Origin of the sequence: Enterococcus sp. DIV1937, assembly GCF_050535975.1 — a bacterium.
In the GTDB taxonomy this organism is placed as follows: Bacteria; Bacillota; Bacilli; order Lactobacillales; family Enterococcaceae; genus Enterococcus; species Enterococcus faecalis.
The window spans coordinates 974,312-993,896 of record NZ_CP172909.1 but is presented as its reverse complement, the minus strand read 5'-3'; the positions used below and the strand labels follow the sequence as shown (position 1 = coordinate 993,896).

Annotated in this window: 21 protein-coding genes; 2 read left to right on the top strand and 19 right to left on the bottom strand. The window is 36.6% G+C overall.

Annotated elements, in window-relative coordinates; genetic code table 11:
* Window positions 1-59: 59 nt before the first annotated feature.
* The 4 genes from IGL13_RS04895 to ireB all read right to left on the bottom strand — a co-directional run bounded on the left by IGL13_RS04895 (window position 60) and on the right by ireB (window position 2,440).
* Window positions 60-908: a helix-turn-helix domain-containing protein gene (locus IGL13_RS04895; protein WP_002385984.1), complete on the bottom strand. Its 849-nt coding sequence runs from the start codon at window positions 906-908 to the stop codon at window positions 60-62.
* 500 nt (window positions 909-1,408) lie between these two features.
* Window positions 1,409-1,714: a DUF1292 domain-containing protein gene (locus IGL13_RS04890; protein ID WP_002357933.1), complete on the bottom strand. Its 306-nt coding sequence runs from the start codon at window positions 1,712-1,714 to the stop codon at window positions 1,409-1,411.
* Window positions 1,715-1,751: 37 nt separating this feature from the next.
* A complete protein-coding gene (ruvX, locus tag IGL13_RS04885) occupies window positions 1,752-2,174 on the bottom strand; it encodes a Holliday junction resolvase RuvX (RefSeq protein ID WP_002357936.1) in 423 nt (140 codons plus the stop codon).
* The gene (ireB, locus tag IGL13_RS04880; RefSeq protein ID WP_002357937.1) at window positions 2,171-2,440 is read right to left on the bottom strand and encodes a regulatory phosphoprotein IreB; all 270 of its coding nucleotides are present in this window, start codon (window positions 2,438-2,440) and stop codon (window positions 2,171-2,173) included. Before ireB ends, ruvX begins: the two co-directional genes overlap by 4 nt.
* Before the next feature lie 435 nt (window positions 2,441-2,875).
* On the opposite strand from ireB, the gene IGL13_RS04875 reads away from it, so the two are divergent.
* Window positions 2,876-3,628: a threonine/serine exporter family protein gene (locus tag IGL13_RS04875; RefSeq protein WP_002357938.1), complete on the top strand. Its 753-nt coding sequence runs from the start codon at window positions 2,876-2,878 to the stop codon at window positions 3,626-3,628.
* A gap of 5 nt (window positions 3,629-3,633) precedes the next feature.
* Window positions 3,634-4,134, top strand: coding sequence for a threonine/serine exporter family protein (locus IGL13_RS04870; protein WP_002382172.1), 501 nt, complete (start codon window positions 3,634-3,636; stop codon window positions 4,132-4,134).
* 51 nt (window positions 4,135-4,185) lie between these two features.
* On the opposite strand, the gene IGL13_RS04865 is transcribed toward IGL13_RS04870, so the two are convergent.
* The 15 genes from IGL13_RS04865 to IGL13_RS04795 form a co-directional block, all read right to left on the bottom strand.
* Window positions 4,186-5,052 (bottom strand): TIGR03943 family putative permease subunit, encoded by an 867-nt coding sequence (locus IGL13_RS04865; protein WP_002357940.1) that lies wholly within the window; start codon window positions 5,050-5,052, stop codon window positions 4,186-4,188.
* Window positions 5,053-5,070: 18 nt separating this feature from the next.
* Complete coding sequence (locus tag IGL13_RS04860; RefSeq protein WP_002357942.1) at window positions 5,071-5,985, bottom strand: permease; 915 nt, start codon at window positions 5,983-5,985, stop codon at window positions 5,071-5,073.
* A gap of 210 nt (window positions 5,986-6,195) precedes the next feature.
* Window positions 6,196-7,002 carry an MBL fold metallo-hydrolase gene (locus tag IGL13_RS04855; protein WP_002357943.1) on the bottom strand — a complete coding sequence of 269 codons (807 nt, stop codon included), beginning with the start codon at window positions 7,000-7,002 and terminating at the stop codon, window positions 6,196-6,198.
* Between the two features lie 56 nt (window positions 7,003-7,058).
* Complete coding sequence (locus IGL13_RS04850) at window positions 7,059-7,913, bottom strand: two-component system regulatory protein YycI (RefSeq protein ID WP_002365516.1); 855 nt, start codon at window positions 7,911-7,913, stop codon at window positions 7,059-7,061.
* Window positions 7,913-9,223 (bottom strand): YycH family regulatory protein, encoded by a 1,311-nt coding sequence (locus IGL13_RS04845; RefSeq protein ID WP_002415183.1) that lies wholly within the window; start codon window positions 9,221-9,223, stop codon window positions 7,913-7,915. The genes IGL13_RS04850 and IGL13_RS04845 overlap by 1 nt, the downstream gene beginning before the upstream one ends.
* Window positions 9,220-11,049, bottom strand: a complete 1,830-nt coding sequence (walK, locus tag IGL13_RS04840) for a cell wall metabolism sensor histidine kinase WalK (RefSeq protein ID WP_002357946.1) — start codon at window positions 11,047-11,049, stop codon at window positions 9,220-9,222. The genes IGL13_RS04845 and walK overlap by 4 nt, the downstream gene beginning before the upstream one ends.
* A 6-nt stretch (window positions 11,050-11,055) precedes the next feature.
* A complete protein-coding gene (yycF, locus tag IGL13_RS04835; protein ID WP_002357947.1) occupies window positions 11,056-11,760 on the bottom strand; it encodes a response regulator YycF in 705 nt (234 codons plus the stop codon).
* Window positions 11,761-11,933: 173 nt separating this feature from the next.
* Window positions 11,934-12,635, bottom strand: coding sequence for an MIP/aquaporin family protein (locus IGL13_RS04830; protein ID WP_002390101.1), 702 nt, complete (start codon window positions 12,633-12,635; stop codon window positions 11,934-11,936).
* 117 nt (window positions 12,636-12,752) lie between these two features.
* On the bottom strand, window positions 12,753-13,613 hold the full coding sequence (locus IGL13_RS04825) for a DegV family protein (protein ID WP_002357950.1): 861 nt from the start codon (window positions 13,611-13,613) through the stop codon (window positions 12,753-12,755).
* Window positions 13,606-14,175 carry a DUF1836 domain-containing protein gene (locus IGL13_RS04820; protein ID WP_002361647.1) on the bottom strand — a complete coding sequence of 190 codons (570 nt, stop codon included), beginning with the start codon at window positions 14,173-14,175 and terminating at the stop codon, window positions 13,606-13,608. Before IGL13_RS04820 ends, IGL13_RS04825 begins: the two co-directional genes overlap by 8 nt.
* Before the next feature lie 126 nt (window positions 14,176-14,301).
* The gene (locus tag IGL13_RS04815) at window positions 14,302-14,955 is read right to left on the bottom strand and encodes a TIGR01906 family membrane protein (protein WP_002381967.1); all 654 of its coding nucleotides are present in this window, start codon (window positions 14,953-14,955) and stop codon (window positions 14,302-14,304) included.
* Window positions 14,943-15,713, bottom strand: coding sequence for a TIGR01457 family HAD-type hydrolase (locus tag IGL13_RS04810; RefSeq protein WP_002357953.1), 771 nt, complete (start codon window positions 15,711-15,713; stop codon window positions 14,943-14,945). The genes IGL13_RS04815 and IGL13_RS04810 overlap by 13 nt, the downstream gene beginning before the upstream one ends.
* Window positions 15,714-15,718: 5 nt before the next feature.
* Window positions 15,719-16,354 (bottom strand): YutD family protein, encoded by a 636-nt coding sequence (locus tag IGL13_RS04805; RefSeq protein WP_002369593.1) that lies wholly within the window; start codon window positions 16,352-16,354, stop codon window positions 15,719-15,721.
* A gap of 34 nt (window positions 16,355-16,388) precedes the next feature.
* Window positions 16,389-17,771 carry a bifunctional metallophosphatase/5'-nucleotidase gene (locus IGL13_RS04800; RefSeq protein ID WP_002378202.1) on the bottom strand — a complete coding sequence of 461 codons (1,383 nt, stop codon included), beginning with the start codon at window positions 17,769-17,771 and terminating at the stop codon, window positions 16,389-16,391.
* A gap of 124 nt (window positions 17,772-17,895) precedes the next feature.
* Window positions 17,896-19,584, bottom strand: a complete 1,689-nt coding sequence (locus tag IGL13_RS04795) for a ribonuclease J (RefSeq protein WP_002357956.1) — start codon at window positions 19,582-19,584, stop codon at window positions 17,896-17,898.
* Between the last annotated feature and the right edge of the window lies 1 nt (window position 19,585).

Genomic DNA, 19,585 nt, shown 5'->3' with positions numbered 1-19,585 from the left:
GAACAACCTAACTCCTCTTGAGTTAGGTTGTTCTTTTTAAAATCTGAAACGATAATTCATTATTTAAAACTGATGTTAAACTCTTGCATATCTTTTTCAATATAAGTAAGTAATTTTTTATTTTCAAAGAAACGTGTAAAGTAGTACGCAATACGATAATCTTCAACAGCATCTAGTCCTAGCATTTGTTTATTAAACGCTTTTTCGTATAATAAGCAATCTAAAGAGTAAATAGAACTGTGCGTCCGATTAATTTCGATTCCTTTATCACTTAATTCAATACTCTTTGCATAGTCTTTAATTAATGAATAGAATTTTGCGGTATTATAATAAATACGGCATTGCTCTAATGGATAATCTAATTTGAATTCGCTTAGCAATTGTAAAGATTTATCGTAATAAACTTTTGCTTTTTCAATATCATCTTCTAATTCATATAAAATACCGATCGCATTCATACTCAAAATATTATAAATATTAATATCACGACTAATTTCAGAACCACGATGTAAATAGAACAATGCTTCGCTATTATTTTTCTTACCTAATAAACTCGTAATTCCTTTATAATAGAAAAATTTTGTTTCTAAAATTCTGTTTGAACTTTCGATATCATCTGGATAGTCTTTCAACAAATCATAGGCTTCATCGTGCTTAAAGTAAAAGCATAATTCTTCTACTTTATTTAATAAGCTTTCGAGTTTTTTCTCACTAGAACCTTCGATACATTCTTCTACTTGTAAGTCTAAACGTAGACATACAGATGAGAAAATGTCTAAACTGTCACACACATTTTTGTTTTCAATGTTACTAATTGTTGCTTGTGTACAAATTCCTTTTGCCAATTCAGCTTGCGATAATTTTTTCTTTTTACGCGCTGTTTTGATTTTTTCTCCCGCTACTCTCACAGTCAAAACTCCAATCTTTCTATTTTTTTTGTATTAAACATACCATCATTTTACAGATAATGTTATAATGAAGCTATCATAATAAAGGAGGTGAAATATATGTTTGATTTACTTGCTTTATTAACTGGAATTTCAGTTCGTGGCAATGCACCACACCAATAATTACGTGTTTGTTTAACTGAATTTCTGACGGCTCTACCTATGCCAGTAGGTGGAGCCATTTTTTTATTTAATATTATAAAATTAACAGTATTTCTAAAACCTCACACTTAGTATAACACAAATTATAAATTATGCTAGATAGTTACCAAATTAACGTCATTACAAGGATGTTACGTTTTTACAACATCTTGTAAAACTAGATAATGCTGTCCTTCTTTATCCACCACACTCAATGATAGCGATAGTATCTTATGATAGAAACAACATGTACATTATAACAATTATTATTAAGAAAGCTACTTCTCAATAGGAGAAGTAGCGCTTCTCTCGTTACAGTTTTACTCTTCTTCTTCAGCCATGAATGTATTGAAAACTTCTTCAATCATATCCCATTCAGCGTCTGTTTCGATTTGCTGTAAATCGCCTTCTGTACCTTCTGCGTTTTCCACATATGAGTAAGCTTGCAATTCAACATCTTCATCCTCAGGAATTCCTGCTGGATATAATAAAACATAATTTTTACCGAATTCTTCTTGACCGTCAACAGTTAGTAAGATCTCGTATAATGTTTCATTTCCTTGTTCGTCTACTAAAGTAATGTGTTCATGTCCTTCGTGATCATGATCGTGGTTATGTTCTGTCATTCTTCTTCTCTCCCTTGATGTATTCAAAGCTCGATAATTATCGGCTATGTGCATCTAAATAATTTTGTAGAATCATTACTGCCGCTAGTTTATCAATGACTTTTTTTCTTTTGGCTCTTGAAGCATCTGCTTGCTCCACCAAGAAACGCTCTGCTTGGACAGTTGTTAATCGTTCATCTTGATAGTCAACAGGTAATTGAAATAATTCTTGAATCTTATCACCATATGCCATGGATGCTTCAGCTCTAGGACCGATGGAATTATTCATGTTTTTCGGTAAACCTACGACAAATTTTGTGACTTCGTATTCTTTCACCAATTCACCTAATCGCTCAAAACCGAAGTTCTCTTCCTCTTCATTGATGCGAATAATTTCGATGCCTTGTGCTGTCCAACCTAATAAATCACTAACAGCCACACCGACTGTCCGTGAACCTACATCTAGCCCCATGATCCTCATTTGATATCGATTCCGTGGTTCGCTAAGTAATATTTGGTTAATTCTTCCATGATTTCATCACGTTCATGACGACGAATTAAGTTTCGAGCATCTTGATAACGAGGAATGTAAGCCGGGTCCCCAGAAAGTAAATACCCTACTATTTGGTTAATAGGATTGTATCCCTTTTCTTCTAATGCCCGATATACGGTTTCTAACGTTTCACTGATTGCTTTTTTTCGATTATCATCAAAATCAAAGCGTACTGTTTCGTCTGTAAAACCCATTTTACTACACCTCACTTCTACTTTTATACAATTTCATTTTACTAGAAAAGAACCGAAACTACAAACAAAATTTCTTCTCCTTCTCTCTTTTTTGTTATTTCTTAGTCTTTTATTAATAAAGGCTTCGTAAAAAAATGACAGCCATCGATAATTTTAAAATTATAAAAACAAATACACAACTTTATAAAACAAGAATAAAACTCTGCTAAATCGCCAGAATATCATCTTTCCCTCCAATTCATTTTGCGAAAAAATCGACGTTTTTCTTTTAAAAACTTTTAAATATCTATGATTAAATAATATCAGCCTTTTAATGTTACAATTCGCTAACAATCTGTTTACGATGTAAATTTTCGATTGCAGCTGTTATTTATTTCCTCTTTTTGGTTCGTTTGTAGTACACTAGAAGAAAATACATAAAGTGAGGCTTGCTCAATGACTCCTGCTCATTTGGATTTACTTTTAGAAACCTGTTTGTTAGCTGGTAAAATTATGATAGAAAGCGATGCAGAAATGTACCGTGTTGAAGATACAATGAGCCGAATTGCGCTTGCTTCTGGCAACTATCGAATGGTTAGCTATGTGACACAAACCGGGTTATTTGTTGGCATAGATGGAACCTCCACGATTCGTATGGTTCAAGTAATGAAACGTGGCATTGATTTAGAAAAAATCTCTCGTGTGAATCAGCTGTCTCGTGCTTATGTGGCTGGTGATTTTTCTTTAGAGGAATTACTGAATAAACTAAAAGTGATAGATAGTGAACACCGACATTTTCCAATTAGCGCACGCATTGTTAGTGCGGCCGTTGTCAGCGCTACAATTATGATTCTTTTTGGTGGTGTCTGGTCCGATTTATTCTTGACTTTTCTGATTGGTGGTTGCGGCTATAGTCTTTATTATTTTAGTTTAAAGTTTCTCAAGATTAAATTTTTATCTGAATTTTTAGCTTCGCTGTTCATTGGTGCAGCCGCTATTCTTTCAGTCAAATTGGGACTCGGACAATCACAAGATTTAATCATCATTGGTTGTGTCATGCCTTTAGTGCCTGGTGTGCAAATTACCAATGCTCTTCGCGATTTGCTAGCTGGACACTACTTATCGGGTGTTTCTCGTGGGACTGAAGCATTAATGACTTCAGGAATGATTGGTTTTGGCATTGCTTTTGTCTTTCAACTTTTCTATTAAAAGGAGTGACTTACTTGCTAGGAATCGTTTTGGTACAATTTATCTTTAGTTTTTTAGCTTCTGCGGCGTTTGCAATTATTATTAATGTTCCTCGACGATCACTGGTGGCTTGTGGTCTAACTGGTAGTGTAAGCTGGATGCTTTATTGGGTAATCGTTGAAGTTTTTAGTGGAAATGCGGCATTAGGTTCCCTCATCGGTGCTGTCGGTGTTGCGGCAGTAAGCTACCTATTCTCAAAAATATTGAAAATGCCTGTCACGATTTTTAATATTCCTGGTATTGTTCCATTGGTACCTGGTGGCTTAGCTTATCAAGCTGTTCGGAATATCGTAATTGGCAATTATGAAAAAGGTGCCTATTTTACCGTGCAAGCTGTAATGATTGCTGGGGCAATTGCGTTAGGCTTAGTCGCTTCCGAGGTTTTCAATCAGAATATCCGCAGCTTTCGGGAAAAAAGAGAATCTTTGGGTTTTATTCGTCGTAAGCGCAACAAAATTAAAAAATAGACAGCAAAAAAGTTGGTTGCTTCCATTTGATAAGGAAGCAACCAACTTTTTTTAAAAGGAACGATAGACATATTGATTTTTAGGTGCTTGATCTGCTTTGACTTTCTCCACTTGCACAGTTGGTATTTGTCGTTTAAACGGTGGATAATAGGACAACTCAACCGTTCCGGTAATCGTTACCCAATCATTGTTTTGAAATTGAGTATGTTCAGGAAAATGAACCAACAAGCCAAAAACGCCAGAATCAGCGACACAATGAATAATCCCAAAACGGAAAACAAATTGGTCAACACTTTCTTCTCGTTTTGAATTATAGACAAAGCCTTTATAAGAAATCCTTTTCCCTGCAAATTGACTTGGATAATTATAGATTAGTTCCATAATTTCCAAATAGTTTTCATCCGTAATTGAAATCACAGATTGGCCATCATATTGTTTCATGGCTTTTGCCATCTGCTTGTCATAATCCGTCTTATTGAAATACATACTTGTATCAGGTTTCAAATATTGCGTTTGCATATCAGGATCCCCTACTGATTCTTTACTTACTGGAAAGTTAAATCCTTTTGCTTCAACAATTGTTGTGTCTAAACTAACTGTCGGAAATAATAAGCCAACAATCAACGGTAAAGAAAGTAGTAAATAGGCAAGCCCTCTTTGGCTGGGTTTTTCCAAATTATGCTGATGGCCATGATGTTCATGTCCCCCATGTTGGTGCATGTCTTCATGTTTTTTTTGCATTGATGGATCTGCTTGGTTCCACAAAATCAATTGGACAATCGCCATAATAAAAGCTAAAACCATTGATAAAACAGCTAAGTAATTATAATGAATATTGATATATTGGTTCAGTTCACCTGAAATTTGAAGATACATCATCAACCCCATATATCCAATTAAAATAATAAATCGTATCATCGATTGTAGGCCTCCTTTCTAAACTACTGCCGCATAAATAGTTACGACAAGCGCCACTATCAAAACAAATTGTACAATGAATGACATCTTAAAATAACGTTTCATCATCAATAAATTTTTAATATCTACCATTGGACCAAAAACTAAGAAGGCGACAATTGGTCCTGTGCCAAATAAACTCAAAAGAGAAGAACCAATAAATGCATCTGCTTCTGAACAAAGTGATAGAGTGGCAGCGATGACTAACATGACTAGAATCGCTAAAATCTTTGAATGGCCCAATTGCATAAGCGCACCAGTTGGGATATAGGTTTGCATGATTGCTGCTAACAAAGAACCAAAAATTAAATAACGACCCGTATCAAAAAATTCATCAATACTATGGGTTAACGCTGACCAGCCGTTTTTCCAAAATGAACGAGCTTCATCAACGTGTTCATGCGTATGAGCAACCTGCTCTTCTTTAATCTGCGCCAACTCTTTTTCTGTTAAAATTGATTCTTTTCGAAAATAAGCTAACCAAATGCCGATAACCCACGCGACAATCATACTACCTAAAACTCGCCAAATCACAAATTTTGTTGCGCCACTAAAAGCTACGTATGTTGAGAATAGCACAATTGGATTAATGATTGGTGCCGTTAACATAAAAGCAAAAGCGGTATGTGTTGGTACATCTTTTTTAACAAATTGGTGCACAATGGGTACGATCCCACATTCACAAGAAGGAAAGAAAAACCCTAGGAAACTACCTACACAAATTGATAAAAATTTATTTTTAGGTAACACTTTTTTTACTCGTTCTGGTGTTAAAAAAACATGTAAAGCGCCTGAAATCAAGCAACCTAACATGACAAAAGGCAATGCTTCGATAATAATCGAAAGAAAAATAGTGCTCATCTGTAAAACAGAGTTTGGTAAAAATTGAAACATTATAGACCTCCCACTAGTAAAAATCTAGTTAACTATACTCCTAACACCAGACAAACACAAGTATTTGTCAAAAAATTAACTAAGAGTTTAAAAGTATTATCACAGATGTCTCTGTCAAACCAGCTGGATAAAAGAACAAAAAATGAGCATGGGACAAAAATCACTTTGGATTTTTGCTCCACGCTCAAAAACTGATAAACCACCATTATTCTAAATTTGAAATAACTCTGAGGCTGAATCGGGGTCTGTATCATATACCTTAAATGCTTCACCGACGCCTAAATCTTTTTGCTTCAAAGTAGACTCCATTGCCATTCGCGCATGAAGTTTCGTATTATTTTCTTTGCTAAGATGACCTAAATAAATGCGTTTTGTTTTATCACCTAACACATCCGCCATCACAAGAGCACCATCGTCATTGGATAGATGGCCTTTATCTCCTAAAATCCGTTGTTTAAGACTCCATGGATAAGGTCCTGCTCGCAAAATTTCAATTTCATGATTGCTTTCGACTAAATAAGCATCTGCATTTTCAATCGTACCACGAATATGATCGCTACAATAACCTGTATCCGTTAGAACAACAAAGGAACGATTATTGCGATGAAAACGATAAAATTGAGGCGCAATCGCATCATGTGAGACACCAAAACTTTCAATGTCCATATCTCCCAAGGTCAAAACTTTGCCCATTTCAAAAATATGTTTTTGAGCGACATCGACTTTGCCAATCATGGGATCCATCGCTTGCCACGTTTTTTCATTAGCATAGACATCTAACTTATATTTTCGCGCTAACACGCCAACGCCATGAATGTGATCCCGATGTTCATGTGTAACTAAAATCGCATCTAAATCTTCTGGTTTGCGATTGACTTCTGCTAACAGTGAAGTGATTTTTTTGCCACTTAAACCCGCATCTACTAATACTTTCTTTTGGTTGGTTTCAATAAAAAGGGAATTGCCTGTACTGCCACTGGCAAGAACACTGATATTAAAAGCAAACTCTGAATCCATTTAAAACTCTTCCCTTCTACATTACAACATTAACGTGTTTCATTATACAACGGACCTTAATGTTTTTCCACCTTTGGCACAGTATTATTTGTGATGATGGTATTACTTACGGCATTCACCTGTTCAATTTCAACTGAATCTTCACCAGTAGAAATTCCTACAAACCAGACTGGAACGTATACATTTTTCTCACGAATTTTATAAATTCTTGAATAGGCCAATTTAATGAATGTTATTTTGGAATTACTAGGAATCCGGTTATTCATATAGAGCGTGTCTATCGCATCACGATTGGAATATAAATCCGTTTTGTCTCGTAATTCTTCAATATTTTCAATGTGCGTTTGCGAATATTTACTAATTTTCCATAATTCACCTGACGTATCTGCTAAAATACTTAATTTTGCCGTGTCGTCTCTAAAGGGAATTCCTTTATACGATTGTGCAGCCACAATTTCTGCCGTCGGCTCTTTTAAATGAGAAAATTCTGGTAAGTATTGATATTCGTCTCCGAATAATAAAGCATTTTTTTCATTTAAAAAGGTACTTAAATCTTTATCAATTTTCTTAGGATCAATAAAATAGTTTTTACTAGGTACACTCGTTAAAGTATTATCCGCAATTTGCAGCCCATTTCTCAAAAAATTTTTATTCTTTTCACGTTGGATTTTTAAAGCAGCAGAAAAATTGGTTTGTTCGCCACTTAAATAATAACCTTCCAATCGTTCTGAAGAAAGTGTCCCTTTATACGAGATGTTATCTTTTTCCAACCGACTTTCAATCGATTCTGTTTGGCTGGAAGAAGAGACGTTGCTCTCCTCTTGTTGACCTTCCCGATAAATTCCAAATAAAAAGATATTTAATCCTAAAAACGCTAAGAAGAAAATCCACTCAATTCGTTTAAAATCCATTAGCCCACCTCCAAGCTTGGTAATTGTTTTACCAAGTCCGTTGCAGTGTACCAATTGTTGTTATAAAGGACATACCATTCCGGACTTAAATCAACGACTTGTTTGACTTCTTCAATTGTCTGCCACGTATAACCGATAACAGCCGATTGGATTTTTTCCTTTTTAGCACCAGCCGTTTCTAAACGCTTAATCAATTTTTCCGTGCTTTCCAGCGTCACTTCTTCTTCTGAAGGAATCGGCACTTGGATCGTATTCACACTTGTGTTAATGGTTACGCTTGGCGCAGCACCATCGTTGTTCGTGATGCGAATATCCACTTGGCCTTTTAAATCATTACTGAACACTGGGAAACCTTCCACAAAAGTCCGATAATTGACACTATCTTTCGTTCGATCAAAGTAACGTAAATTTCCCATATTGGTTCCTAAACGTTTTACATAAGAAAAGCTTTGATTATAGATTGAGTCCCGTTTATTCTCTTCTGGCAAGGTCCCTTTAAAATCGATTTTTCCCAGTTTTTCTTCTGCAAACAATCGTTCTTCTTTACTCGTGTAGGTTAAGTCTTGACTGTCTTCATTGGTTTGGATATCTTCCGTTTCATTGAAAAAAGCATTCCTAAAACGAGTAACTGGTTGCGAAGCTAAGATATAACTGTACTTTTTCAACTTCATATCATTGGTTAAATAACATTGCCCTTGTTTGGTTAGCGTATTTTCGGAAACGTCTTGATATTGTAATCCCTCTTTATTGATAATTCCCATTAAGCGCGCCTTATTGACAGTCATGGGCGCTTCATAGACGTTGGCTTGGTCATAATCTAAAAAACGTATCTTATTTTCGTTAAAATCCAATTGAATTTTCGTAAAATACTGGTCCGTCAACTCATTAAAGTTAGTAAAATTAATGGATAGATTATAAATCGAAGCATAGTCCGAGATTAAAAAGGGACCTTGATAAAGAAGTTCAATACCTTGGTCCATTTGATTGTAGCGCTTAAGTTGCTCTGCATTTTTTGTCACAACTTGTGTCAATTTACCAAACGTAGCCATTTTAATATCATTTTGAACATTACTAATTAATGTTTCACGATTACTTTGCATCGCTTTTCCATCAGTTATTCGAATCAATTGCAAAGGTAAATAGACATCGCCAATGGCTTTTTCATTGACAGCTGTTGTGACTTGGCTTCCCGACTTCATTTCTGGTATTTTTTTGGCAGAATTCAGCCAGATATTGACTGAAAAATATATACTTAAAATGACCATTAAAATCAAGCCAATTCTTGTAATCCATTCTGATAATTTCATCATTCCCACCAATCCTCTTCATAAGGTTCATATGGTAGTGAAATATAGAAAGTCGATCCTTCACCTTCTGTACTTTCCACCCAAATACTCCCGTTATGGGCCCGAATTACTTCTTTAGAAATTGCTAAACCTAAACCAGTCCCACCTTGTGCTCGCGCACGGGCTTTATCCACACGATAAAAACGCTCGAAGACTTTCCCGAGATCTTTTTTAGGGATGCCCAAACCTTGGTCCGAGATACTAAAGACGACATTATTATGTGTTTCAACTAGTCGGCAGGTAATGACGCCGCCATCTGGCGAATACTTAATCGCATTGTTCAAAATGTTGTCTAAAACCTGAATTACTTTGTCTGTATCTAACTCTACCCATAAATCGCGTTTAGTAAATTCACGGCGAATTTTGTAATTTTTTTGCTCATTTTCAATCATCATATCAAAGCGATCCAAGACAAAATTAATCAATTCGTTAAAATTCACATACTCTAATTGAAGATGTGTATTCCCAGAGTCCATCCGAGATAGATTCAACAAATCATTAATCATACGAATCATTCGGTCGGTTTCTTCTAACGTGACTTTTAAGAAATTCGGCGCAATCTCAGGGTTTTCCCAAGCTCCTTCACTCAAAGCCTCTATATAACTACGCATACTTGTCAAAGGCGTTCGCAACTCATGAGAAACATTGGAAACAAATTCCCGTCTTTCCCGTTCGTTTTTTTCCTGTTCTGTGACGTCATGAAGTACGCAAACTAAGCCAGTAATAAATCCTGATTCCCGACGAATCATCGTAAAGTCTACCCGGATAATCATTTGGTCTTCTTCACGATCAGACGTTGAGCGATCAATCAGCAGTTCATCTGGCTCTTCTAACAGCTTCCGCAATGTGTAGTCTTCTTCAATATCTAACAACTCTAATAACGAGGTCCCAATCACATTTTCATTTTTTACATTTAATAATGAAAGGGCCATTTCATTAATCGTAATCACCTTTCCGCGGCGATCCGTCGCAATGACGCCATCTGTCATATGCGTTAGGACACTATCTAAACGATTTCTTTCTGCTTCCATTGTTTCTTGTGCTTCTTCAATCCGTTCTGATAATTGATTAAATGTTTCTGCTAATTGGCCTAATTCATCTTTTCCATGGACTTCTACTTTTCCAGCGTAATCACCACGAGCGATTCGAATGGCTTGCTCGCGCATTTCACCAATCGGCTTCGTGATTGATCGTGCAATCAGTAAGGTCACAATAATCGAAATTGCTGCGGCAATAATAGAAGCAGTGAAAAAGATACTTGCTGTGTTGGTAATTTCTTGGTATTTATTTTCTAAATTACTTTTCACATAAAGGACACCAATCACTGTTTCTCCAGTAGGCGATTGAATCGGCTGAACATTCACATACACGCGTTTATCATTATCTAAAGCTTGATATTTTTTACTCGTAAAGTCATTTAAATCACGATAATCATTCTTTTTCCCAATAATATTTTGTTGATTTAAATCATTGGTTGCCCGAATAATCCCTTTATCATCGACAATTCTCGCTTCAGAAATGTCTGCATTTGAAAAATCAGATAACGCTTTTTTTAAATTTGCATCAACGTCACTACGTTCGAGATCTTTATTGCTCATCTGCGTGCTTAACGTATTTGACAATTGGACAACCTGGGAATCCATATTTTTCTTAAAATCGGAAATTGTAGTGGCTTCCAATTCACGAATGAAGTAGCCACCAATGATTTGAATCGCAATCAGTAACAGCAGAATAAATGATAAAGCAATCTTAAAATTAACAGATTGAAAAAAGTGAACTTTTTTCTTCATACCTGATTACTCCTGTTCAGGATTTCTTAGATAATAACCAACCCCACGACGAGTAACTAAATACGTTGGATGACTTGGACTATCTTCAATTTTTTCTCTTAAACGACGTACGGTTACGTCCACTGTCCGCACATCCCCAAAATAATCATAACCCCAAACGGTTTGTAATAAATGTTCACGAGTCATCACTTGTCCGATATGTTTTGCTAAGTAATAAAGTAACTCAAATTCACGGTGGGTTAATTCAATTTTTTCACCCCGTTTTGAGACCATGTATGCATCAGGATGAATGGTTAAATCACCAATCGTTAATTCAGATTGCGTTGTCACCTCGGCTTCTTTCGCATTGGTTGCACCTCGCCGTAAATTGGCTTTTACACGAGCAACTAATTCACGATTTGAAAATGGTTTCGTTACATAGTCATCGGCTCCTAATTCTAATCCTAAAACCTTATCAATTTCAGAATCTTTGGCGGTCACCATAATGATTGGCATATCATGTGTTTTGCGCACTTCTCGCGCGACTTCTAAGCCATCCATTTTAGGGAGCATTAAGTCTAAAATAATTAAGTCTGGTTCCACTTCTTCCACTTTTTCAAGTGCTTCTTCTCCATCGTAAGCAGTAAATACTTCATATCCTTCTTTAACCAAATTATATTTAACGATCTCTGAAATTGGCTTCTCGTCATCAACTACTAAAATTTTCTTCACAAAGAGACACCTCTTTTTCCTTCTAATCTTATTTGATACTTTCCTATTATACCTTATTTTGATGATGTTTTCATCTTTGGTTAAAAATGCGCCTTCAGGTTCTCCTAGTATAACAAAAAAAGAATCTCTGACAACAATTGACGCTTGTTATCAAAGATTCTTCTTCTGCTAATCTATTCTTCCGTATCTAAGACGAATTTTGCTACAAGAGCGGCTAATAATCCACCAATTAATGGCGCAACGATAAAAATCCACAACTCAGATAACGCTGAACCACCCGCAAAAACGGCTGGCGCGATGCTACGAGCTGGGTTGACAGAAGTTCCTGTCAAAGGAATGCCGACTAAGTGAATCATTGTTAGTGTCAACCCAATTACGATTCCTGCTAATGAAGCATTGCCTTTCTTAGCACTTGTAACTGTCATGACAACTAAAACAAAAATAAATGTTAAAATAATTTCGACTGTCAATGCACCAGCAACACTTAATTCCCCTACGCCATTTTGACCTAAGTTCTCAATACTTTTACCAGCACCTTTTAGAATGCTTAATAATGCAAATGAGGCAATCAAGCCACCAACAATTTGTCCCACTACATAGTAGATTAGTTCCATTGTTGTTATTCGTTTATTAAGCCACATTCCTATAGAAACAGCTGGATTTAGATGTGCACCTGAAATTGTGCCAATACTATAGGCAGCAGCAACAATTGTTAACCCAAATGCTAAGGCAATCCCCGTTGTTCCAATCCCTTCCATACCATTTCCTAGAACGGCTGTTCCTGTCCCAAAAAAGACAAGAATAAATGTTCCTAAACATTCTGCTATTGCTTTTTTCACAAAAAATTCCCCCTTTGTAGACAAATTGTAACACATTCGTGAAATTTTCAATATAATTTTCGTTGTTTTTCCAGCAAAATGATATTTCTATGAAAAAGAGAAATCTTAAATGAAAAATCCCCTCAAAAAAATTTGAGGGGATTTTTCATTTAATTAATCATTTAATAACTGTATACCAACACCTAAAAGTCCTGGTCCTGTATGAACAACTAATGCCGGACTAATCGTTCCAAAGTAAATTTCTTCTGCTTGTGGAAAAGCCGCTTTCAAGCGTTCCATCATTGCTTTTGCTTCTTCCTCTGCCGCACCGTGAGCGACTGCCAAACGAAAACGGGGTGCCTCACCTATAAAGTTCGTCACCAACTCAAACGTTTTATCAAGACTTTTTTTACGGCCGCGAGACTTAGCCACCGTATAGTAAATGCCTTCTTCATTACAAGAAATAATGGGGTTTAATTTTAGCGCATTCCCTAAAATAGAAGTGACTAAACCAATTCGTCCACCTTTTTGTAAATATTCTAAAGTGGCTACATTAAAAAATACTTTTGCGTTGGCTACTTCTTCTGTTAATTTTTGTTGTAATTCTTGCCATCCTAATCCTGTTTCAATTAATTCTGCTGCTCGTATCGCCTGAATGCCAGCCCCGATACCAATGTTCTTTGTATCTAAAACAAATACATCTAGTCCTTCGGTTTGTTCTCCAAGCAAGCGAACCACATTATACGTTCCACTTAAACCACTAGAAATGGTCACCGCTAAGACTTTTTCGTAACCCGCTTCTTTAATTTTGTCAAAAATAGCTTGGATTGTTGCACCATCAGGTAATGAAGTACTAGGGATTTCTTTCTCTAAACGTTGATACACTTCTTCTGGTGTAATATCTACCTTATCTGTATAGGTTTTTTCAGGATAAATAATCTGTAAAGGCAAGACATACATGCCGTATTGTTTGACTAATGCCTCTGGAACATCTGTCCCAGAATCAACCAGTAGTGCGATTTTTTCTTTATTCATGTGTCATCTCATCCATTTCTTTTAAGTATTCTTGTTCCAATTCAATCACTTTTTCACTAAACATTTTAGTAGCAAAAGACATTGTCGCTGCTTTTACAGCCAAATATTCAATCCCCATAGGTTCTTGTGATTTGGCCTGAACTTCTTTTTCTTGCGCTTGAGCAGCAATCACATAAATCGCTCGTTCCTGTTCTTGACAAAATAAATTGTACGCTTCACGAATACCAACCGTGGCTCCTTGGAATAAAATGCCTTGCTTAATTTCTGGCAATGTTAACACTTGTTTCAACAACGTAATCGCAATTAAAAACGCTAAATGCTTTTGATTGTAGCGCTTTTTCACTGGGGCCGGGATTAACCCGTGTTTGACATAATTATTAACCATTGAGGACGTTAACAAAGTATGTTTTTCCAGTGTAATCAATGGGGATAAGTATTTTTCTATCAGAGTAATCACTTGATCCATATATAATTCAATGTCTGGTAACTCATGCCATCTTGGCAAATGAACGTTTTCCAATTGTTGGCCCCAATCTTGTAGTGATTTTTCTATCTCGTCCATAAAAACCCTCCTAACCATTTCTAAAAAAGAATATCATACTTTTGACAATTATTCAATCTAGTTTTTAAAACTAGATTGAATAAAAAAGAAAAGCGAGCAATTTTGGAATTGTTCACTTTTCTCTCTTTATTTTTTTAAAGAACGTTTTCCGATTAAAACACCTATCAAAAACAGGCCTTCTAATAAAACAAAAAACAAGATAAAACAATGCATAAAGTAGGCTTCAGGCAAGGCATTGATAATCGGATCAGTCAGCGGATTAAATAACCAAGCATCGTTGTTAAAAAATAATCCATGAAACGCAATAAAAAATTGATCAAAGCCAATCAGCATGAAAAAGCCAAAAAGCACAGGCAAAAACATTCCCCACTGAAATGGCCGTATCAATGTCCATAAACGCTGATTTTTCACCAAATATTTTAAATAAAGGACACTAGGCATCAACGTAACTAGTAATACGCCATAGCACAATAAAAACAATTTTTTCACTTCATAAAAATGAAAAGCCGCGCTATCAGACATTGGAAAATCAGGAAATACTAATGTTTTTTCAAAAGGATTGTTTAAGTACATCATTAAATGATCGTAATTTTTAATCAAGGTCACACGATCAACCTCTACGTCTTTTAAAATATTTAAGTGTTGGATATCAAAAAGATACAATGGACGAAAATTGATCGTGATCGTGATACTTAAAGCCACAATCGTTAAAAACAAACAAATGAGTCCAAGTGTTTCCCTTAAACGCAATTTCGACCTCATCATACTCAAAAAGTCCATTCATCTAAGGAATCAACAACATAAGTTGGAGGCGTTGGCAAAGTTGGAACAGCGGACTTAGGGGTAAAACCCGATGTAACTAACAAGCTATCAATACCATTTTGAATCCCTGATTGAATATCGGTTTCATAATTATCTCCAACCATAATTACTTGCTCTTTTTCTACGCCTAAATGCGCAATCGCTCGTTCCATGATAATCGCTTTTGGTTTGCCAATATAAACTGGTTTTGTTTGAGTAGCTGTCTCCACAAACGTCACAACTGAACCTGCACCAGGTAATAAGCCTCTTTCTGTCGGAATGTTCTTATCTGGATTGGTCCCAATAAACAACGCCCCTTTTTGAATGGCTAAGGTAGCTAAAACCACTTTTTCGTAAGATAATTCTGTATCAAGTCCCACGACAACATAATCAGGGTTTGTTTCATCCCATTCAAAACCTGCTTCTAAAATTAAGTCAATTAAACCAGCCTCGCCGATGACAAAGACTTTCTTGCCTCGATTGGTTTCTTTCATGTAATCAATCGTCGCTAAAGTCGCTGTATAAACAAGGGATGCTGGGACATGAATATCAAATTCATTTGCTAAACGTTGTGCCACTGTTTCAGGAGATTTAGTGGTATTATTCGTTACAAATAAAAAAGGCAAATCTTTTTCCTGTAACTGCTCGACAAAACGTTTTCCGGCTGGAATTGGTTCTTTTCCTAAATAAATCGTTCCATCTAAATCAATTAAATATCCTTGATAGTCTTTTTTCACTCTGTTTACTCCTCACGTTGACGAATCGTAAAGCCTTTGCCAGATTTTTTGGAACTAGGCTGTTTGGGTGTAGTCGTTTTTTTATTTTCTTCTTTTCGCGTACGAATCACTGGCTTGCTATTTTTATTAGCGGGCGCACTCTTTTCCTCGACAAACGCGTTAGAACGATTATTCTTTTTATGGCGACGACGACGATGCGTTGTTTTTTCTTTACGTTCCCCTGTTCGTTCAATTACAAAATAGGCACAGCCAAAATTACAATATTCATACAAATAGTCTTCTAGTGTATCAATGCGTTGATCCGGCGCTGCCCGACGATTAGAAGTATCAAAAAAGCCACGCAAGCGTAACTGTTCATAGCCCCAGTCTCCTACGATATAATCATAACGCGCTAATACTTCACTAAACCGTTCACCTAAGCGTTCAGGATCAAAGGCATCACGATGATTTTTAACAATTCGGTACTCTCTTTCACCAATTTGAATATCTGTTTCATTCACAATGGTGACAATTTCCCCTTTTTTCTTTTCTTTTACAGGTTCTTCTTTTATTTCTTCAAGAACTGCTGTTAGTTCTTCTGTAAAGGTTGCAGCAGTTTCTGTTTCTTTTTCTTTTTTTTCGGTTGTCTTTTTGTCTGTCATTTTTTCACCACCTAGTTTTTATTATACCTTGTTTTTATTTGATTGGATAGTGGGCATGCAGATAGTTCGCCACGACAGTTCTTAAAACGTCTGGAAATAAAAATTCGACTTCTCCAACTAACTCAATCGTTGGGAAAAACGGAACAAATTGAAAGTGATCCACTGTTGTCAGCGTATATTTCTGCTCTGGCTGAATAGGTTTCCCTTGCCAAAAAACGGTCTGGCTATTTCGCTCAAAACGAATCCCATCATAACATAATTCGCCAAAAATTTTCCCGCGGAAGCCCATCCCGCGAATCGGAAATTTCCGCAGAAATTGACGACTTTTTTCCATTTCACGAATCAAACGGCTCATGTCTGACCCTTTCAAGGTAACCTTGATTAAATGCATTGGATGAGGCAAGGCCTCATGTAATTGGTCTGCATTGATTATTCCTTCTGGTAAATCTGCTAAAAATAACCCGTTGTTCAACACAGCCGCTTCGGTCTGCCCCGCTTCTTTTAACGCCTTCAAGGCAACAGTTATAAAGGCATGCGGTTGCCGTAAGTCCGTTGACAAGGTTTCAGGGATTTGTGCAATTTGCTGCGCTTGCAATAGTCGATGACCTTCCGTTAAGTAACCCGCAATTTCCTTGGCATCAGTTGCTTGCTCTTCTAAACTTGCTGTTTCAATCGTTTTTGCATAACTTGTGACTTGCTTCGTGTCGGCATCCACAAACAGATGCACTTCACCAATATACTGTCCATATTTGCCAGCAGCTGCTAGTTGCACATGATTAATTTTTTCACCATCTTTAAATAAATGATGTGTATGGGAACCTAAAATCACTTGAATTTCAGGATAATTCGCCGCAATCATAAAATCAGTATCTATCCCCAAGTGACTAAGCAAAATGAGAACATCACATTGAGGCGCAACTTCTGTAATCAGTTGAGGAAGGACTGCTTCCACTTGTTTGATTGTCCAGCCATTGGGATTATACGTTAAAGGAAATGGTGCGGTTAAGCCAATAAACCCTAACTTCGTGCCTTCTTTAGTTGTCATAATTTTATATGCTTGACAAAAATCTGGTAACGTTTGGGTTTTTGGATCTTCTAAATTAGCTAAGACCACTTCAAATGTTGCCTGATCATATAAATGCTCTAATTGTTTCTTTGAATTGCCGATTCCTTCATTATTTCCAATTGTAACCAGGTCATACGCTAATGTATTCATTATAGCTACATTTGCTCGACCATCTGTTGCTTCGGTCAAAGGATGACACCGATCTGAAAAGTCACCTAAATCAATGGTTACGACTGTTTTGCCCTCTTTTTGGTACAGCGAACGTTTGGATTTAACCAGACGCCGTATTTTGGGCCAATTTTCAAAGTGAGAATGAAGATCATTGGTATGGAACAACACAATCTCTTCCACTAAAATCGCCTCCTTTATTCAGCGCTCTGATTAATAGTACCATATTTATAGAAGAAAGTTACAAAAAAGAACAGATGACTTTAGAAGAATTTCTCCTAAAATCACCTGCTTTTATCAGGACGAACTATGCATTATTTTTGGGACGCTTGCGTTGCGTCGCTTCCATGATAACTGGTAAGATCACAGGACGACGTTTGGTTTGTTCAAATAAATAACGGCTTAAGTTTTCGCGGATTTCTTGTTTCAGTTTGCTCCATTCAAAATCGTCACTTTCTAAATGCTTTTCAACAATTTCTGTAACAATATTGCTACTTTCTTTCATTAGGTCTTTACTTGTTTTAACGTAAACAAAACCTCTAGAAGTAATTTTAGCTGGTGAAACAATTCGTTTTTCTCGGCGATTAATTGTCACAACAGCCACAAAAATACCATCTTCGGAAAGAATACGACGATCTCGTAAAACGATATTACCAATATCGCCGACACCAATCCCGTCAATCATAATATTTTCGGCCGTTGTGCTGCCAGCTACCGACATTCTACCTTTTGTATACTCTAGAATGTCCCCACGACCTGTAATAAAGATATCTTTATAAGGCATGCCAATTTCGTGTGCTAAGTCCGCATGCGCAGCTAACTGGCGGTATTCACCTTGGACAGGAATGAAATATTTTGGTTTCATTAAGTTCAACATCAATTGCAAGTCATTCGGATTAGCGTGACCAGACACACGTAAATTGTCGGAAATTTGCTTCACCGTAGCACCGGCCCGATAGACAATATCCTCTGTTTTGGCAACCGTTGTTTCCATGGCCGTTGTCGGCGTTGTCGTAATATAAACTAAATCGCCTTCTTCAATTCGAACGACACCATGTGTATTATTAGCCATTTTTTGAAGTGACTTAATCGGTTCTCCCATCCGGCCTGTTTCTAAAATTAATAACTGTTCGGGTGCATATTTTTTCATTTCTTTTGGTTTCACTAATAGATCTTCGCTTGGCAATTGTAATTTTTCCAATTTCATCGCCGTCCGAATAATCCGTTCAAAATCTTGGCCTGTCAAAACGACTTTACGACCAGAACGATCCGCTGCATTCAATACTTGTTGGACCCGTTGCAAATTACTTGCCACACATGCCACGATGATTCGTCCTTCCCAATAGCGAATCGTGTCGAACACTTCATCAGCGATTTGGGCTTCCGATGCAACTTGGGCTGGGTTTTCAGCATTTGATGAATCACTAAGTAACGCCAAGACGCCTTCTTTCCCAATTTCAGCCAAGCGGCCATAATCGGTTTGATACATCTCAATCGCACTTTGATCAAATTTAAAATCACCAGTATAAACAATGTTGCCTTCTTTTGTTTTGATGCTAACGCCAATCGAATCTGGAATGGTGTGCGTTGTTTTAAAGAAGCTCACCGTTGCTTGACCAAAATCAATTTCTGTATGCGGGTCAATCACATGGAAATCTTTAAATTTCTTCGTTTCCGCATGACTGTTGACACTTAGTTTTGCTAGTTCAATCGTTAATTCTGTCCCAAAAACAGGCACTTGAATTTTTGAAAGCAAATACGGCAAGGCCCCAATTGCATCTGCATGGCCATGTGTTAAAAAGACCCCTGCAATTCGTTCACTATTTTCTTCTAAATACGTAAAATCCGGAATGACAACGTCAATTCCTAAAAGTTCGTTCTCTGGATATTGTAATCCACAATCCAGTACAAAAATTTCATCTTCCACTTCAGCAACGTACATATTTTTTCCATTTTCACGAACGCCGCCTAATGGAACGATTTTTATTGTACTCACT

Excerpts from the sequence above, each read along its gene's own strand:
- IGL13_RS04890 (WP_002357933.1), bottom strand. The coding sequence starts at position 1,714 with ATGACAGAACATAACCACGATCATGATCACGAAGGACATGAACACATT.
- ruvX (WP_002357936.1), bottom strand. The coding sequence starts at position 2,174 with ATGAGGATCATGGGGCTAGATGTAGGTTCACGGACAGTCGGTGTGGCT.
- ireB (WP_002357937.1), bottom strand. The coding sequence starts at position 2,440 with ATGGGTTTTACAGACGAAACAGTACGCTTTGATTTTGATGATAATCGA.
- IGL13_RS04875 (WP_002357938.1), top strand. The coding sequence starts at position 2,876 with ATGACTCCTGCTCATTTGGATTTACTTTTAGAAACCTGTTTGTTAGCT.
- IGL13_RS04865 (WP_002357940.1), bottom strand. The coding sequence starts at position 5,052 with ATGATACGATTTATTATTTTAATTGGATATATGGGGTTGATGATGTAT.
- IGL13_RS04860 (WP_002357942.1), bottom strand. The coding sequence starts at position 5,985 with ATGTTTCAATTTTTACCAAACTCTGTTTTACAGATGAGCACTATTTTT.
- IGL13_RS04855 (WP_002357943.1), bottom strand. The coding sequence starts at position 7,002 with ATGGATTCAGAGTTTGCTTTTAATATCAGTGTTCTTGCCAGTGGCAGT.
- IGL13_RS04850 (WP_002365516.1), bottom strand. The coding sequence starts at position 7,913 with ATGGATTTTAAACGAATTGAGTGGATTTTCTTCTTAGCGTTTTTAGGA.
- IGL13_RS04845 (WP_002415183.1), bottom strand. The coding sequence starts at position 9,223 with ATGATGAAATTATCAGAATGGATTACAAGAATTGGCTTGATTTTAATG.
- walK (WP_002357946.1), bottom strand. The coding sequence starts at position 11,049 with ATGAAGAAAAAAGTTCACTTTTTTCAATCTGTTAATTTTAAGATTGCT.
- IGL13_RS04830 (WP_002390101.1), bottom strand. The coding sequence starts at position 12,635 with ATGTGTTACAATTTGTCTACAAAGGGGGAATTTTTTGTGAAAAAAGCA.
- IGL13_RS04825 (WP_002357950.1), bottom strand. The coding sequence starts at position 13,613 with ATGAATAAAGAAAAAATCGCACTACTGGTTGATTCTGGGACAGATGTT.
- IGL13_RS04820 (WP_002361647.1), bottom strand. The coding sequence starts at position 14,175 with ATGGACGAGATAGAAAAATCACTACAAGATTGGGGCCAACAATTGGAA.
- IGL13_RS04815 (WP_002381967.1), bottom strand. The coding sequence starts at position 14,955 with ATGGACTTTTTGAGTATGATGAGGTCGAAATTGCGTTTAAGGGAAACA.
- IGL13_RS04805 (WP_002369593.1), bottom strand. The coding sequence starts at position 16,354 with ATGACAGACAAAAAGACAACCGAAAAAAAAGAAAAAGAAACAGAAACT.